The organism is Jatrophihabitans sp. (assembly GCA_036399055.1).
GTDB lineage: Bacteria > Actinomycetota > Actinomycetes > Mycobacteriales > Jatrophihabitantaceae > Jatrophihabitans_A.
This window is the reverse complement of the sequence record DASWNX010000025.1, coordinates 1-17,303: the sequence shown is the minus strand read 5'-3', so window position 1 is coordinate 17,303 and position 17,303 is coordinate 1. Positions and strand designations below refer to the sequence as shown.

Annotated in this window: 7 protein-coding genes; all 7 read right to left on the bottom strand. The window is 68.5% G+C overall.

Annotated elements, in window-relative coordinates; genetic code table 11:
* Nucleotides 1-58: 58 nt before the first annotated feature.
* Nucleotides 59-1,516 carry an MFS transporter gene (locus VGB75_09405; GenBank protein HEY0167247.1) on the bottom strand — a complete coding sequence of 486 codons (1,458 nt, stop codon included), beginning with the start codon at nucleotides 1,514-1,516 and terminating at the stop codon, nucleotides 59-61.
* The gene (locus VGB75_09400) at nucleotides 1,506-2,354 is read right to left on the bottom strand and encodes a hypothetical protein (protein HEY0167246.1); all 849 of its coding nucleotides are present in this window, start codon (nucleotides 2,352-2,354) and stop codon (nucleotides 1,506-1,508) included. The genes VGB75_09405 and VGB75_09400 overlap by 11 nt, the downstream gene beginning before the upstream one ends.
* The gene (locus VGB75_09395) at nucleotides 2,351-4,162 is read right to left on the bottom strand and encodes an acyl-CoA dehydrogenase (protein HEY0167245.1); all 1,812 of its coding nucleotides are present in this window, start codon (nucleotides 4,160-4,162) and stop codon (nucleotides 2,351-2,353) included. Before VGB75_09395 ends, VGB75_09400 begins: the two co-directional genes overlap by 4 nt.
* Complete coding sequence (locus tag VGB75_09390; protein ID HEY0167244.1) at nucleotides 4,159-5,913, bottom strand: acyl-CoA dehydrogenase family protein; 1,755 nt, start codon at nucleotides 5,911-5,913, stop codon at nucleotides 4,159-4,161. The genes VGB75_09395 and VGB75_09390 overlap by 4 nt, the downstream gene beginning before the upstream one ends.
* Nucleotides 5,910-7,535 carry a PfaD family polyunsaturated fatty acid/polyketide biosynthesis protein gene (locus VGB75_09385; GenBank protein HEY0167243.1) on the bottom strand — a complete coding sequence of 542 codons (1,626 nt, stop codon included), beginning with the start codon at nucleotides 7,533-7,535 and terminating at the stop codon, nucleotides 5,910-5,912. Before VGB75_09385 ends, VGB75_09390 begins: the two co-directional genes overlap by 4 nt.
* Before the next feature lie 5 nt (nucleotides 7,536-7,540).
* Nucleotides 7,541-14,590, bottom strand: a complete 7,050-nt coding sequence (locus VGB75_09380) for a beta-ketoacyl synthase N-terminal-like domain-containing protein (protein ID HEY0167242.1) — start codon at nucleotides 14,588-14,590, stop codon at nucleotides 7,541-7,543.
* Between the two features lie 60 nt (nucleotides 14,591-14,650).
* On the bottom strand, nucleotides 14,651-17,303 hold a 2,653-nt coding region (locus VGB75_09375; protein HEY0167241.1), incomplete at its 5' end, for an SDR family NAD(P)-dependent oxidoreductase.

Here is a 17,303-nt window from a genome sequence, read left to right as displayed (position 1 = left end):
GTGGCTGAGGGTGGGCAGGAAGCCCAGGCGGACCTCCCCGGCGACGCGCAGGGTTCGATCATGATCGGATTCTGGCGTCAACGAGCCGGTCGGTGGTTGAGCCCAGCGCGCCGTACGGGGTTGGGTCAGCGGCCAGCGGCGTGGGCCGGCGCGGGATCAGCAACCCGGCGACCGCTCCGGCGAGCACCACCGCGACGCCGACCCAGACGGCCGGGCGCATGCCGTCGACGAACGTCTGCGGCGAGGCGTAACTACCGGCGCGGCTGAACACCGAGGCCAGCACGGCGATCCCGAGGGCCCCCCCGAGCTCGCGAACCGTGCTGTTCGCACCGGACGCGCGGCCGCGGTCGTTGGCGTGCACCGACTGCAAGATCACCGCGGAAGCGGGCGCAAAGACCAGGCCCATGCCAGTTCCGGCCAGCATCATCGGCACCAGGAGCGAACTGAACGGCGTGGCGGGCTCGGCGATGCTGACTATCCAGGCCAGCCCGAGGGCTTGCAACCCCAGGCCCAGCGCCATCAGTCGCCCGCCACCCACCTTCTCGGTGAAGGCCCCGGCCAGCGGCGCGAACACCATCGGCATCAAAGTCCAGGCCAGGGTGCGGACACCAGCCTGCAGCGGGGTGAGCCCCTGGGCGAATTGCAGGTACTGCGCGAGCAGGAAGATCGAGCCGAAGACACCGAAGTTCATCGCCAGCGACACGACATTCGTGCCGACGAAGGCACGGGACCGGTAGAAGCTCAGCGGCAGCATCGGCACCGGGGTGCGCAACTCCCGGACTATGAACAGCCCTAGCAGCAATGCCGCCGCGGCGAAGGCCGTGAGCACCGCGCCGGAGGTCCAACCGTCCTCATTGCCGTGCACGATGGCCCAGACCAGTGCCACCACGCTGCCGCTGCTGAAGGCCAGTCCGGGTAGGTCCAGCGGTCGCCGGTCACCGAGGCTCTCGCGCAGGGCGTAGGTCACCAACGGTATTGCCAGCAATCCCACCGGAATGTTGACCCAGAAGATCCACCGCCATTGCAGGCCAGCGATCACCACGCCGCCGACCAACGGTCCCATCGCGATGCCAAGGCCGGAGATGCCGCTCCAGATGCCGACAGCGGCCGAACGCATCTTGTCCGGCACAGCCTCGGACAGCAGGGTCAGTGACAGCGGCATGATGATGCCGGCCGCCACACCCTGGATGGCACGAGCCGCGATCAGCTCCGGCAACCCCGACGCCAGCCCGCACCCTGTCGAGGCAAGCGTGAACATCACCAAGCCACCCAGGTAGACCCGCCGCCGGCCGAACCGGTCACCGAGTCCGGCTCCGGCCAGCAGGAAGCCGGCGAAGCCGAGGATGTACGCGTTCACCACCCATTGCAGGTTGGCTGCGCTGGCGGCGTCCCCGCCGAAGTCGGAGCGGATCGAGGTCAGCGCCATGGTGACGACCAGGTTGTCCAGGGACACCATGAATACGGGTACCGCGCACGCGACAATGGCCAAGCCGAGTGGTCGTTTGTTACCTATCATCCTGTTCCTTTCGGTTTGGCCACGAGCGAATGGTCGCACGCGAGTTGCTGGTCGGCTCAATGTGCGCGCCCGGTGCGACACCAACCGCCGGAAACACCGCACGCAAGAACGTGGTGAAGTCAAGAATCCTGATGGGGATCCGACCGGGCGCCAACCGGTCACCGGCTATCGCCAAGCCGACCGCATGCTCGGCTGTGAGCTGATGCCACTCGAACTGCCAGGCCTGTTCGGGAGCCTGTTCGGGGGCCTGCCGGTCCTCGACACCGATCCCGGTCGAACCGAGTCCTCGAACGGTGAAGCCGTCCGGACTTCTGGACAGGCCGGCTCCCAACGCCCGGAGGTAGGCCCCCTTGACCACCCGGTACTGCAGGGTGATGTCGGCCTCTTCCTCTTCCAACGCCTGCAGATGCGCCCGCTCCCGGGGCGCCAGGAACCGCACGACCGCCTCGGCCAACTCCGGCCGGGCGGGCCGGCGCTCGAAGTCGATCCCGCAAAGCCGGTTGCGGGTCGCCAGAAAGCCGATCAACCCGCTGGTGTGGGCGAGGTTGAAGCACAGCTGGTCGGGATTGGGCGCCAACTCCGGCCGGTCATAGGCTCCGACGCCGAACTCCAGGTTCGCCGGCGGCACTCCGGTGTATGCCGCCAGGACGTAGCGCATCAGCATCCGGCCGCCGAGATAGCGGAATCGGCCATCGGGATGGGGCAACCGTTCGTGCTGCGCCCGCTCCGACGCCGACAGGATATCATCCACCTGATAATCCAGGGCCGCCTGGCCGATCGAGGCCTCGTCCAGCAACCACAGGTCCGCCCAGCCGCGTAGCTGCTCGTTCATGCTCACGCTGGGTCTCTCTCCTCGCCTTGGCGCTTTGAGGGCTCCGCTCGCTGCGGTGCAGCCTGCAGCCGCATGGTTCGCAGCGAGAAGGCCTCGCCGCGCTGATGCTGGCCGAGCAGGTGCGCCATGGTGACCTGCTCGGCACGGTCGAGGTCTTCGGCTGAACCAGCGCACGCCTCGTGCGGGTGCAGTTGCTGGCGCAACCGGCGCAGGCACCACACCGCGACCTCAATCGGCGGTAGCTCCACCTCGTCGCCGGCGTGCGCCCACAGGCCGGCCACGCAGGCGGCCGCGTGAATCAGGCAATACCGTCGGGCAAGCTCGAACACCTCTGGCCGCTGCCCGTGACTCTTCGGGTGCTGGGCCTTGAGCCCGTCCAGTTCGGAGCGGATCTTATCCTGTTCGACGAGCCATTCACCCGCCAGCGAGGCCGCCAGGGCGAACTGCCTTCTGCTCGGCTCATCAGCGCTGGCCGCCAGCCGGTCCAGAGCCTGCACATGGGCTGGCAGCGATCGGCTGGCGTGGTTGCGGCCGTGCCTGCTGGCCAGCGACAGACGCCACGGCTCGTAGCCGGGCAGCGGCCGGCTCAGGTCGAACAGGTTGGCCACTTCGGCCGGTTCCGGCTCGGCGCCAGGGCTCAGCAGGCTACCGAGCTGGCTGGCGATGTTCTTCAGGTTCACCACCGTGTTGCCATCGGCGAAGTCGGCCACCGGCACATCGCGCAGCGCTTTCTGGAACAGCCCGTAACGCGGGTGCTCACGCAGGTAGTGGCGGGCGCCGAGGACCACAGCGAGCCGGCTGAGGCTGCCCTGCAGCAGGGTCGGCACGAAATACTTGCTGACCGCTGAGAAAACGCTGCTCTGCCCAGGACAGACCTGCAGCGAACGAGCGCTGGTCATGGCGACGGCCTCCCCCACCAGCAGTTCGACGTAGGAGTCGGCCAGCTGGCGTCGGGTGTAGGCGATGTCGCTGACCCGCGCGCCGAAGATGTGCCGGTTCACCGCGAAGTCCAGCGTCAAACGCAGCGCGGTGTCGGTGCACCCCAGCACGGTCGAGGTGATCATGCTGCGCGCGACGTGACTTGCTTGCAGCGCGATCTCCAGGCCAGCGCCCTCTCGGCCGATCCGGGCGGATTCGGGAATGAAACACCCGGTCAGCCGCACGCCGCTCAAGTCGAGGCCGCGTAGCCCGTGCAACCGCTCGCCTGGCAGCGTCTGCACCATCGCGGCGGGCACGCTGCGCTTGTCCAGAACCAGCAGGCTGAATCCTGCCGGGCCACCGGCGGGCCGGGTCCGGGCGTGCAGGACGATGAAGTCGGCCAAGGTGACGTTGCCGATCAGCCACTTCTCCCCGGACACCAGGTAGCCGCCCTCGACAGGCTCGGCCGTGAACTCGTTGTTCAACAGGTCGCTGCCATGCTCGCGTTCGGACAAACCCCAGGCCATCTTCGCCCCGCTGGAGATCTGGCTTGCGTAATAACGCCGTTGCCGCTCGGTTCCGGCGATCCAGATCGGCATGTAACTCAGGCTTGAGAGGGACAGCGCAGCTGCCGCCGTGGCGTCGCGACGGGCGACCTGCCGCATCAGGTGCAGGCTGTTCTCGATGTCGACAGCGCGGCCACCCCACTGGGCCGGGATCGCGTACTCGTGGACGTTCCAACTGTGCAGGGCCGAGAGCAGCTCGTGCGGATAGGCCTCTCGCTCGTCCAGCTCAAGGATCCGGCGAGCAGTTATCCGGCTGGCCTCATCGAACGGGTCGCCCAGATGGCGCTCGAGACCCTCCACCAGGTTCACCAGTTCGGTGGCGGGGTTCATCGGGCACCGCGAGACTGTGTCAGCGGGATCGCAACCATCGAGAACAGCATCGCGCGCTCGTCGAGTTCGCTAAGCAGGTCGACGGCGGGTTCGAGGTCCTCCGGCCGGGGCCGGTCGGTGACCAACACCGCGAGCGCGGGTGTCAACCACCGCAGCGAGCCAGGAGGCTGGCCCCAGACTGACTGCTCACGGTTGCTCCACCACAGCAGCAGGCAGCAGGCAGCAGCGTACAGCGCCGCGAACTCGGCCGCGCTGTCCATCGCCTGCACGCCGCCGTCGCGGGCCGGGTTGCCGGACTCGGCCCGGACCTGCCGCAGCAGCCCGTCAAGCTGTTGGCGGGTTTGCTGGACCAGGACCAGCGTCGGGCCAGCCAGCGGGTCTGAGGAGCGCAGCAGCAGCTCAATCATGGGCTGAGCCAGCAGGTGGAAAGCGCTGACCGCGTCGTCGTCCCGGGTAGCCAGGTCCAGCCGGGTGGGTTGGTACTCATCGAGCTCGGCTCCGAGGGTGAACACCCGTGCTGCGCGGTCCAGAACCTCCTGGTCCTTGCCGCCGGGCGCGGCCGCTGCCTTGGCGATGCCGGGCAGCTGGCCGGCGAGCAGCCGCAACGTCGCGGCCGGGCTGGTGTCGATATAGCGCACCGTGTCGACATCGCGGCGCAGCTTGGCCAGCAAGCCGTATGGCTCACCGGCGAGCACCGACCGCGAGGCCTGCAGATCGGCGCAGGCATCGACGATCCGGGCGCCGGCCTCGGTGGCCACCCGCTTGACCACCGCAGAGGGCAACGCGAATGCGTCGGGTCGCACGTGCACCAACCGGGCGGCGCTGATCGCGACCGCGTCCATCGCGATCAACCAGCCCGCCGCCACGCCGAGGTCGCGCCGAGCCGGCGCCCAGTTCAGGCAGAGCGAACCGCCGACCGAGTGAGTGGCCAGGAACCGCAGCGTGTCGCGTATGGCGACATCGGCGCAGCCCAGCGAGGCGGCGGCGCTGAGCAGCCGCACGATCTGCATGCTCTTCATCGCCGCTTCCAGGCCCTGTCCGACGGTTCCCACCAGATCCTGCGCGGCCACCGGCTGCGCGTCGAAGCGCAGCGTGTCCAGGCCCACCCCGGTGAGCCCGGCGCTGTGCTGGCTTGCGGTCACCGTGCCGGGGACAACCGAGGTGCTCTCGATCAGCACGGAGCTGAAGGCGGCAGGACCCCTAGCCGCCGTGCGAGCCAGCACGTAGAGCAGCTCGCTGGTCGATCCCTGGCCCACCAGCCACTTCGTCGCGTCCAGCTGCCAGGCCGCCGCGACCGGCGTCAGAGTTCCAGCCAGCGCCAGCAGATCACTGCCGCTGTCAGGCTCGGACAGCGCGAAGGCGATGCTGCCGCCGGCCTTCAGCACCGCAACGGCTCGGCGCTGCTGCTCGGTGGAGCCGTGCAGCAGCAGGCATGTCATCGCGGTGACGCTGAACATGGTCGAGGGCATCACCGACGCGTCGCGTCTGGCGAACAGCCGCACCCTGGCCAGGGTCTGCTCGAAAGTCACCAGGCTGCCGCCCAGCTCGGCTGGGATGTAGGACAGCTGCAGCCCCACCGAGCGGGCCGCGTTCGCGATCGCCGTACCTGTGGCGCCAGAACTGTCCCGCCGCACCGCGGCCGCGAAACCAGTCGGGTTGGCCGGATCGTCGGAGTTCCCGAGCACCGCTTCGAGGGCGGCCGCAGCCGGGTAGGCCGGGCCGGTGAGCGAAGCCGCGATGGCGGCGGTCATGCCGTCTGGGCAAGATCGGCGGGGCGGAAGTCGCGCACCGCGCTCGGCAGCCGCAGTCCGGCCAGCCGCAACTGCTCGACCCGGGCCAGGTACGCGGCGCCGTGCATCAACTGCCGCGCCACGTCGGCGACGTGACGGCGCTCAGGGGCTTGGAGGTAGCTGCCGCGAGCCCAGTCATTGAAGGCGCCCATCGCCGGGCCGCACCAGATCTGGTAGTCCAGGCTGCGGTCGGACTCGCCCACGTTCGACCACCGGGACGACATCCCCAGATACCACCGGAAGATCAGCGCCATTTGCCGTTTGGAGTCACTCTCGGCCCGCTCCAGCTGAGCCGGGTCACGGCGGGAGAAGTACTCCTGGCAGGATGCCCACACCTCATCCAAGTCGGCGCGGAAGATCTGGGACTCCAGCTTGGCGCGCTCATCGGCCGGAATCGCGCTGATGCCGGCGTACTCGCGGTAAACGGCGTAAAGCCGCCTGGCACGCATCGGAAACAGGGTGCCCTTGCGCAGCACCTGCAAGTTGACGCCCATCTCGAACATGTCGGCGGCCGGGGCCATCTCGCAATCCGTCACGCTGGCCTCGGCGAGCAGCGCCCGGGTGATGTCGGAGGTGCCGGACTCCCGGCATGCCTGATTCACCGAGCCGGTGACCACGTAGGCCGCCCCCATCGCGAAAGCGGCCAGCGTCGACTCCGGAGTTCCGATGCCGCCGGCCGCGCCGATCCGTACCGAGGTGCGGTAGCCGTACTGGGCCACCAGGGAGTCCCGCAGCCGCAGCATGCTCGGCAGCAGGGCCGGCATCGGGCGTCGATCGGTGTGACCACCCGAGTCCGCTTCGACGGTGATGTCGTCGGCTACCGGTACCTGGCGTGAGAGTTCGGCCTGCTCGGCGGTGATCAGGCCCTCGGCAAGCAGGGCTTCGACGATCCGGGCCGGGGCCGGGCTGAGGAACTTGGTGGCGGTCTCGGCCCGGGAGACCTTCGCGATCACCCGGTTGGCTGACTGAACGTTGCCGTCCTGGTCTCGAAACAGTCCAGCCAGCCGGTACCGGACGATGTGCGGGGTCAGATCCATGAACGCCGACGCCTCCACGCACCGCACACCACGAGCCAGGTACAGCTCGACGGCACTACGTTCCAGCAGTTCCTCCGATGGCGAGTGAATCAGGTTGCAGGCGAACGGATGGCCCGGGATCTCGCGTTCGAAGCGGTCCAGTGCCGCTGAGATCCGGTCCGGAAGCAGGCCTGCGGCGCCGAACGAAGCCAGGAAGCCGGCCCGGGCCAGTGCGATCACCAGATCCTCGCCGGCGATGCCGTTGGCCATCGCCCCAGCCATGTAGGGCCACCGAACACCGTGTGCGGCAAGGAAGTCCGGGTCCCCCAGAGTGGCAGGATCCAGCGCGGCCACTGCTGTCAACACCTCGGCATCGCCGTCTGGAGCGTCGTTGCTCAGCGTGACTCCGTCGGCGGTGCGCAGCACGAAGACCGGGCGGTCCAGCCGGCGCAACGTGGTGACCAGGGCGGTGAGACCAGGCTGGCCCACCGCTGCGCGAGCCGGCTGACCCGGGATCAGCGGCGAACCGGCAATGGCCTCGGCGGCTGAGCTCGGGGCGTGCGACATCGTGGTCACAGGAACTCTCCTTGAGTGCTGTCGGGGGTCATGCTGGAGTCGAGGCCGAAGGCGACCGAACGCGGGCAGACCTCGATGGCGATGTCGATGAGCTCGTAGATGCGCAGGCCTGGCTTGAAGAGGCTGGCGTCGCCGATGATCACCAACCGGTCGGCCTCGCGGATCATCTGCTTGATCGAGACCTCGAAGTACAGCTCTCGGTCGGTGCGCAGGATCTGGCCGCGATAACGCCAGCTCATCTGAATGCCCTTGGCCAGGGCGAACACCGCGTTCGGGATGTCGGCAGCCAGGTCGTTCTCGATGACGTAGAGCTGCATCGCCTGCAGGATCGCCTCGACGCCCAACGAGCCGGGCATCACCGGATCCTCATGGAAGTGACAGGAGAAGTACCAGTCATCGGCATTCACTCGGCGCTTGCCGTGCACGTATCCGGCGCCGAAGACGCCACCGCCGGTCACGATGTCCACGCTGTCCAGCAACCGGAGCTGGCCGTCTGGCAGGTGCAGGCTCCCGCCGCTGGTGTCGAGGTAGTAGGTCGGGTCATCAGCCAGTTCGATGTGGCACACCGCGTCACCGGATTGCGGGTTGAGGGCCAACCAGGTCGGCTTGTCGAGGCCGTTGTCCATGCCCAGCTGGTTAGCCAGGCCCTCTTCGGTGAAGTAGCCGAACAACGACTGCCCGACATAGAACACCGAGCCGTCGCAGGACAACTCGTACTCGAAGTTCTGCAGCACCGTGCCGCCGAAGGCGGTGCTGGACAGCATCCGGGAACTGTGCCTGATGGTCTTGCCGCGTAGGTCGACGTGCCGAGTCCAGGTCGCCTTTCCGTCCAGGTTGCGGATTCCGAACTCGAGCTCCGGTTCGGCCAGCGTGGCGCCGAGGTAATAACCGAGCAGGATGGCTGCCTGCAGTGAGGTCTCCATCAACAGGCAGTTGGGCGCCAGCCTGGCGGCGTTGTCCTGGTAATACCAGGCAAGCGCCGGCGAGTCGTATTCGGTGACCATCGTCGCGCCCGGCTTGAGAATTCCGCGAGTGCCGGTCAGCGCCATGATCCGGTCGACGAACTGGAAGTCGCCGTTGGGGATGAAGGGCGCGTGCCGGTCGCCGTAGATCTCGAATTCCGGGCCCATCGCCGTGGCCAGGTTGCCCTTTGCCGCGTGCGCCAGGTGCATCTCGTTGATGATCGCCTGCTCACCAGCCAGGTTACGGCGTCCGAAGTCAGCCGCTATGCCGCCGAGTTCGGGACGGTAGGGGGTGCCGGGCTTCTCCCGGACCTGCACGCCGAAGTTCTGCATGCTGATGATGGCTCGGTCACCGTCGAAGACCGTGATGTCGGCGATCACTGTCGGCCGCGGCAGCAAGGTCAGTTCGATGATGTCCACCTCATAGCGGATGGCCGCGGTAGCCGGAGTGACCTGGCCACGCACCCGGACCTTGGTCTCCAGGCCCGGCACGGTCTGGAATCGGGCGTCCGGCAGGCACATCTGCAGCCCGAGACTCAGGGCGTAGGCCTGCAGGATCTGCACCCCGCCCTCGGCCACCAGTGAACCCGGCATCACCGGGTCACCGGTGAAGTGGCAGCGGAAGTACCAGCCGTCGGGATCCAGCTGCTTGATCGCCGACAGGTGCCCGATCCGCCGTGGGCCGCCTAGCGGGTTGATCAGGGTGATCTCATCGATCATCCGCAACTGGGCGTCGGGCAGCCGCAGCGACGGGTTCAGCCCGCGCTGGTCGTAGTGCGGTCCGAACACCGCTGCGATCCGGCCGGCGGCCAGCAGCTCGACCTCGGCACGGCTGACTGCTTGCTTGCCCGTGCGCAGCAGCGGCTTGAACGTGGTCGGCGTCATCTCCGCCTGCCGACGCTTGTCCAGCACGCTGGGCACCACACCCAGGGAGTTGTCGAGCTCGGCGTCGCTGAAGAAGCCGGCGCAGGCGTCCTTCAATTCCAGGATCAGCTTGTCATCGGCGTAGCACAGGTAGCTGAAGAAGAACATCACGGTCTCGCCGGTGTCGACGAAGCGGTTGATCGAGATCTCGTACCGCAACGTCTGGCCCGCCATCGGCAGGTCGCCGTGAAAGGCCAAGGTGCTGTCCAGCAAGCGGTAGACCCGCAAGCCCCGATTTCGGAAGTCGATTCCGAGATAACTGATCAGCAGCAGGTCACACTGGCCCGCTTCGATGCTGACCGCCGCCGGCACCATGGCGTCGAGGTTGAACCAGGCGTCGAGCGGCACGTCGAACTCCGTGGTGATCTTCGACGGCGTGAACTGCCCGGTGGTGGCCTGTAGGTCGGTGACCCGGGTGACGAACAGGTAGGGCGGCTCAGGCAACCGGACCCGTCGGCTCATCGCATCCACCTCGGCGAAGTCGGCGCCGAACACGGCCGCAATGCTGCCGGTGGCGAACTCGAGCAGGTCTGCCTCGTCCCAGATCACCCCGGCTGGCTTGGGGCCGGTGGCCGCCCGGGTCGCGACCTCGCCGGCCGGCGGCTGTGACATCGACCGATCGCGGGTGAGCGCCGCGACCAGTCGCGGGCCGGCCGGCGCGCCCCGAAAGTCGATCATCGACGGTGACAGCGATTGCAACGGCCTGGTCACCAGCGCGCCGACCGGCGCCTGCTGGAGGGCGGAGCCCACGGCAGCGCCGCGGTCAGCCGGGCTTGACAGCCTGGGAACCGGGCGAATGGGTGAGTTCGACATGGTGGGCCTGACCTTCAGAAGCAGGGATGGAGCGGAGCTGGAACCGACGGCGGTCACCGACTGGAGCGCAGGTGCGGCCACTGGCTCAAGCGCAGGCGCAGGCAGCGCTGCGGGGCTCGTCGGTGTCAGACGTCGGACGGCGGTTTTCATCTTCTCGTACCCGGACTCGCCACCGAGTTCGATGGAGCGGGCCAGGCTGCGACTGCCCGCGGGAGCCGCTTCGCCGAGCAACGCGGTCAGGTCCACCGCGAGGCCGTGGCTCAGCAACCGGGCGACCACCGAGGCCACGCCTGCGCCCGGGCGCTGACCGCGACGGTCGAGGCTGACCGCGACGTGCGGACGAAGCTTGAGGCTCTCGCCGATCCACCGGGTGCAGGTGGCAGCCGGGCCGACCTCCACGAAGTAGCGGTAGCCCTTGTCGTAGGCGGCCTCGACCAGCCGCGGGAAGTCGATGCAGCTGCGCAGGGTGTCAGCGATGTTGTCAGCCAGCAGGTCGCTGTCAAGCCGGTCCACGGTGCTGTAGGCGCCCGCGGTGAAGAGCGCGACGCTGCCCGCGTCAGAGGTCGGGTAACGGTTGAGATCGGCGAGCTCGGCCAGCTCGGAATCCACGACCGGGCAGTGCATGACGTGCTCTGCCGGCGGGCGGGCAGTGGGGCACCCCAGCACCTCGACGAGTTCGCGCAGCTGATCGGGGCTTCCTGCCACCACTACCTCATGGGCGGTGTTGACGTGCGTGAGCCACAGCCGGTCATAGCCGGCGAGCCGCTGCCGGACCTGCGTGGCGTCGCAGAGCAGCACCATGCTCGCCCACACCGCCGCGTCCGGCGTCGTGTCCGGCAGCCGCCATGCCTGGCGCACCGTGTCGCGCGCTCCGCACAGGCGGTCGATGAAGACCGGTGTCTCAGACAGCCGGCGCTCGCTGCGCGAGGACCGCTGCCAGGCGTTGAGGGCGAAGAGCATGCTGGATTCACCCAGGCTGTACCCGAGCGCGCCTTGCACCTGCAGTCGGAGATGGTTGCGCAGCACATCGGTTCCGGCGATGGCGAAGCTGGTCCCGATGGCGAGCATCGAGGGAATGTCGGCGAGCATCGACTGCTCCCGGCCCATCAGCTCGCGACTGCTCAGAGGGGTGCGCGAGCGCGGCCACAGCACGTCCTGGCGGAACGTCCTGGCGGGCTCGGTCGCGGCCGCCTCGACGTCGTGGACGAGTCCTGGAAAGAGCCGGAACAAGTCCACTCCCAGCCCGAGGTAGGCGGTGAACGCGCCGGGGTAGACCAGGGCGAGCTTGCCGGCCGCTCCGATCGGGTCCAGGCTCAGGTACGTGCCCGCCGGGGTGCTCCACTCTCGCGCAGCTTCAGAGCTGCCGGCCAGCAAGCTCGGAATGGCCTCGGTCAGCCGGTTGATCTCACGGCGCAGGGCTGTGGCATCGGCGCCGACGATGACCGCCCGTAGGCCGGTGACCGGCACCGCGACCGCGGCGGCACGGCACAGCAGGAGCGGGTCAGCGCCCTCATCGAGCCGGCTCAACTGCTCCTGCAGCCGGAGCAGCAATGTCTGGCCATCAGGAGCCGGCACGGCAAGGAGCAACGGCCCACCGAGCTGCCAAGCGACCGGCTGGCGTAGGCCGGCCGTAGCACGCGCCGACAGCAGTATGTGAGCCGCCGTGCCGGTGTCGCCCAGGACGCTGACCGCCACTGCCCGTGGGCGCTTCAGGTCGCGCCGCAGCCACGGGCGGCTGCGCTCAGGGGTGTAGAAGGCCGACCCTGCCGGCCCGATCAGCGGGCCGCCCCTACTCGGAACGCCGGGAATGTAACCGTGGTGGAGGGCAAGCGCAGCGGTCACCACGCTGGCCAGGGCCCCCGCGTGGCCGACGTCGCCTACCGTCCTGGACGAGGCGCCGAGGGCCACCTGCGCCACCGGTTCGCCGCAATCGGAGTACACCCTTGCCAAACCTTCGAGTTCTGCTTCATCTCGCAATGCGTGGCCAGGTGTGTGAGTCTGGACCAGCTCGATGTCCGGGACCTCCAGGCCGCAGCCGTCGAAGGCCCGGCGTGCTGCCTCGGCCACGGCGTCCGGCGAGGCGGCGAACGGCTTGCCGCCGAGCGCGGCGCCGGCCGGATAGCTCAGCGCCACAGCCTCGAGATCGGCGTAACGGCGATCGTCCTCGGCCAGGTCGGCAGTGCGGCGCAGCACCAGCGCCGCAGCGCCGTCACCGGGTTGCCAGTGCGCGCTCAACCCGCCGGCGGCCATCGCCGCGTGCACCGTCTCCAACCCGGCCGCCAGGTCGACCGCGCCTACCAGCACCGCTTCGACGCTGAGGTCAGCCAGCAGCTTGACGGCCAGCTCGAGGGCTTGCGCACCGCCAGCCGTGTCACCGGACACTGTGAACGAGGGACCGGTGAAGTTCCACCGGGCACTGATCCGGCTGGCGACGATGTTGCCGATGTAACTCAGCACCTCGTTGGGGCTGATCGGTTGGTGCACGCTGGCTCTGGCCGCCGCGTGCAACTCGGCCCTGTCATAGCCGGGATCGCTGTCTGCGACTGCGCGATCGATCGCCTGATGGATGTCCAGCCGGGCACGATGGGCGTGGGTGCGCGGGTCCATCTCCATCGCGATCAGCACGGCGATCCGCCGTTCGGCCTTGCCACCGCGGCCGATACCGGATTCAACCGGCGCCAGTCCCGAGTCGATGAGTGCCTCCTCGGCCACCCGCAGCATCAGCAGGTGCTGGGGATTGAACTGGGCAAGCTCATTAGGCGGTATCTGGTAACGGATCGCGTCGATGTCGATCCGCTCCACGTAGGCCCCGGCCGGCGCGCTCGACTCAAGCTGGTCGGTCAATCCGAACCAGCGTTGAGCCGGTAGCGGCCGGCTGTCAGAGACTGTGTCGTACAAGGCACGCTCAACCGATTCCAGGGTGCTCAAGCCGCCGAAGTGCGCGCCCATGCCGACGATCGACACGGCCGGCGAGCTGGTCGGCTCATACGTCTGCGCATCGGTTGCGTCCACCTCCGGGCAGGCACTGAGCAGGACATGGGCGTTGGTGCCGCCGAATCCGAACGCTGACACCGCTGCGCGTCGGACGCCGCCGCGGTCGGGCCAGAACATGCCCTGGCGGACGATCTGGGCAGCGCCCACCGTGCCGTTCGGACTGGCCAGCGCATCGAGCACCCCGATGGTCGGCGGGATGTAACCGTGACGCATCGCCAGCACGGCCTTGAGCAGGCTGGTGAGTCCGGCGACGGTGAGCAGGTGCCCGACGTTGCCCTTGACCGAACCGAGCAACGGCGGCTGGCTGTTGCCCGCGTGAAGCTCGGCAAGGGCGGTCAACTCGGTCTGGTCGCCCAATGCCGTTCCGGTGGCATGGCATTCGATGTAGTCGATGTCTGCCGGACGCAATCCGGCGGCGGCGTAGGCGGCGGCGTAGGCGCGTTGCTGGCCAGCCGGATTGGGCGCCAGCAGGTGCCGCCCCGAGCCGTCGGCAGACAGCCCGATGCCGTCGATCACGGCGTAGATCTGGTCACCGTCGCGCACCGCGTCAGTCAGCCGCTTGATCGCCATCAATCCAGCGCCCTGCCCGGTGGTGATGCCGGTCGAGGTGCTCTCGAACGGTTGGCTGACACCGTTGGAGGGATAGGCGCGCAGATCGGAGAATGCCAGGTGGATCAGCGCGGAATCCGGGGCGCAGACGCCCCCGGCGAGCATGACGTCGGCTTGCCCGGTGCTGAGGTAGGAGCACGACAGCTGCAAGGCGTACAGCGCCGAGGCGCAGGCCGCATCCAGCGCCAACTGTGGACCACCGAGCCCGAGTGCTTGAGCGGCGAACCGGATCGGCAAACCGCTGACGCCCAGATCCTGGCGGCGCGCGGTCACCGGCTCAGCCGCTGGCTGGATGGCGACTCCGGCCGCGGCCATGCCTGCCAGCACGCCGGCGTGCAGCCGGGGCACCGTGATCGCGCTGGAGGTCGCTGTCGGAAAGGAGTAGTTACCCATCACCAGCCCGGTGCGGGCCAGCGCCGAGGTGTCCATCGCTGCGTCCGCGATGGCCTGCCGGACTACGTAGAGCGTCCACAGATACACCCGGTCGAGCTCGGCCAGCATGCTGGAGGGCAACATCAGCCCGTCGAGGTCGAGGCCCGACGGGTCGTCGCGGACCCAACCACCGGAGGTCCAGGTGATTCGGTGATCCTCATCCACCGAGCGGGCATCCACGTGGTCGAGCACGTCCTGGCCAGCCGGTCCGCGGCTGTCTACTTCCCCGATCAAGTTGGCCCAGAACTGCGCCGGAGTGCTTGCCCCGGGGAACAGGCATGACAGTCCGACGACGGCGAATCGATTCGTCATCTCATGCTCCGTTCGATCTGCTGCTGGCGGTGGTCAGGAAGCGGTGCGGATCGCACGGGTTCAGGCGACCGGAACACCGGCGATGGTCGGCATTCCTGGGCCGGGAACCGGCGCGTTGTCGAATGCCGCGGCCAGGTTGGGACTGATGACCAGCACGACATCACGCAGCTGAGCCAGAAGTGCCCCGTCGGCCGCGTAGGCCTCGACCTGACACCGCGCGCCGCTGCTGGTGACCCGCCCGGTGACCACCAACCTGAAGTCGGCATCGCAAGGCAGCTTCCGGAGCAGGGTGATCTCACCCAGCGCGGTCGGCAGGCTCGGCTGGCCTGCCTCGCCCCGCAGCCACATCAGGCAGGCCTGCAGCGCCAGATCGGTGAGGTCAGCGCTGTAGCGGGCGGCCGACCAGGCCAGGTCACCGTCGCCGGCGCTGGCCAGGCGGCACACCAGGTTCAGGGTGCCACTCGGGCTGGGCAGCTGCCCCCGCAAACCCTGCAGCGCCCGGCCATGGAACAGGGTGCCGTCGGAATACACGCTGAGATCTCGGACGGGTTCGGAGCCGCCCAGTGGCGAGCTGGCCGGACCGGTCAGCGGGTCGGCGCCGGTGCTGATTGAAGCGACGCTGTAACGCGGGCGCCGTCCAGCATCAGCGTCGGCGATATGCGCCCGGAACGTGTCGGAACCAGTGGGAGTGAGCACGACCTGCAGGGCATCGGGAACCGAGGCGTCGAACACGACACCGTTGAGCAACCGGACCTCCTGCGCCGAGACCGCGACGGCGCCGGTGACCTGCTCGACCGCGTTGAGGGCAAGCCCGAGGGCGTAGGTCAATGGCAACACCGGCACCCCGCCGAGTTGGTGAGCCCGCAGCGCGGGAGTAGCGCCTAGTCCGGCCAGCGTCCGGCGCACCGAAAGCTCGACGCCGGGCAGGTTGACAGCCGGTTCGGACAGCGCCGTCACCGGACCGAACATCACGACATGGTCGGCGGCGCGGCCGGCGGTGAATTCGTCGGCGAGCATCGCTGCCCCCACCGGCACCGGCACCAGCGTGATGCCGCGCTCACCGAACATGGCGGCGAGTTCCGGTGAGACCATCCCGCCGTCCCAGGCTCCCCAGTTGATCGAGGTGACGTGGGCACGCCGGAGACCGCAACGGGCGAGCTTGTTCAGCGCTTCATTGGCCATCGCATAATCTGCCTGGCCGTAGTTGCCGAACAGCCCGGCCACTGAGGAGAACAGCATCACGCGGGCCAGGTTGGGGCCGTCCACCACAGCCAGGACGTTGCGCAGCCCGGTGATCTTGGCCGCCAGCACCTGAGCCGTGTCGGCGGCCGTCTTCCTGACGATCACCTGGTCAGCCAGCAGGCCGGCGCCGTGCACGACTGCGGTGATGCAGCCGCGATAGCTTGCAAGCGCCGCGTCCAGCGCTAGGCCATCGGTGACATCAGCAGCTACGTAGTCGACCTCGGCGCCGGCTGCGCGAGCCGCAGCGAGCGTCTGGCGCACCTCTCGGCCACTGAGGACCGTGGCGACCAGCTTCTCCACGTCGCGCGGCTTGGGCTGAATGCCCTGTGACCTCAGGTCCGACACGGCGGCAGTCCGCAATTGGGCGGCGCCGCTCGTGCCGGCAGCCCAGCTCGGCTCGTCCTGCAAGACCGTGCGCCCGAGCAGGACCAGCTTCGGCCGGAATCGACGGGCCAGTTCGATAGCGCACGCGGCTGTCACACCGCGACCGCCGCCGGTGACCAGTACGGTGTCTGTCTCGTTCAGCGCGGGCACGGTTGAGGCGCCGACCTGTGCCTGGGCAAAGGGCAACAGCTCCCAACTCCAGCGGCCGTCGTGGTCGACGCCGACCTCGCGGACAAGGGTCGCCGGATCGTGGATCTCGGCAACGACCGCAGCTGCGACCTCGCCGGGCCCCAGCGACGGAACCAGGTCGATGCTGCGGCAACTGATCGACGGGGCCTCGATGGCCAACGTTTTGATGAGGCCGGTCAACCCGCCCAGTACGGCGTCCGGTTCGCTCACCGCCCCGCGGTGGCCCAGCGCACCGTCTAGAGCGGTGACGGTGAGAAAGGCGCCACGCCCATGCCGTGCCGCAGCCTGCTCCAGAGCCGGTTGGGTGATCTTAGCTGCCAGCAGGCCGGTCACCAGCCTTTGCTGAGCGTCGTCCCAGCTGAGCGCCGGTGCGGTGGCGAGATAGACACATAGGTCGATGCCGTCCTCCGCGGCGAGAATCTCGGCGATCGGTGCGGCCAGAGCTTGCTCACTCCAGTCCGGCACCAGCAGGGCTCCGGTGACCGGCTCAGCTCCCGGCAGGGTCAGCAGGTAGACCGAGAATCCCTCCTGCTGCAGGCCGTAGGTCACCGCACGGCCTCGGTCGCCGTCATCAATCACCACGGCGATCTTGTGCTCGCCGGGCCAGTTCAGGAAGTCGGCGCTCGGAAGGCGGCGCAGCGCGACCGAATGCCGGCCGATGCCGTGGGCAGCCACCGCAGTGTCAGTATGGGCACCAGCGTGGTCTTCGGTGTTCAGGTGCTCGCAAACAGCGATCGCGGCATCGGCGGGGGCCGGGGCTGGTGCGGTGTCGCCCGCGAGCAGGGTGACGATGTCGGCCAGGGTGGCGATGTCGGCCAGATGCTGCGGCCCCAGAGCCGGCGCCTGCGGAAACGCATCGCGCAGGTTACCCAGAATCTCGACCCGCTTGATCGAGTCG

Excerpts from the sequence above, each read along its gene's own strand:
- VGB75_09395 (HEY0167245.1), bottom strand. The coding sequence starts at position 4,162 with ATGAACCCCGCCACCGAACTGGTGAACCTGGTGGAGGGTCTCGAGCGC.
- VGB75_09405 (HEY0167247.1), bottom strand. The coding sequence starts at position 1,516 with ATGATAGGTAACAAACGACCACTCGGCTTGGCCATTGTCGCGTGCGCG.
- VGB75_09380 (HEY0167242.1), bottom strand. The coding sequence starts at position 14,590 with ATGACGAATCGATTCGCCGTCGTCGGACTGTCATGCCTGTTCCCCGGG.
- VGB75_09390 (HEY0167244.1), bottom strand. The coding sequence starts at position 5,913 with ATGACCGCCGCCATCGCGGCTTCGCTCACCGGCCCGGCCTACCCGGCT.
- VGB75_09385 (HEY0167243.1), bottom strand. The coding sequence starts at position 7,535 with ATGTCGCACGCCCCGAGCTCAGCCGCCGAGGCCATTGCCGGTTCGCCG.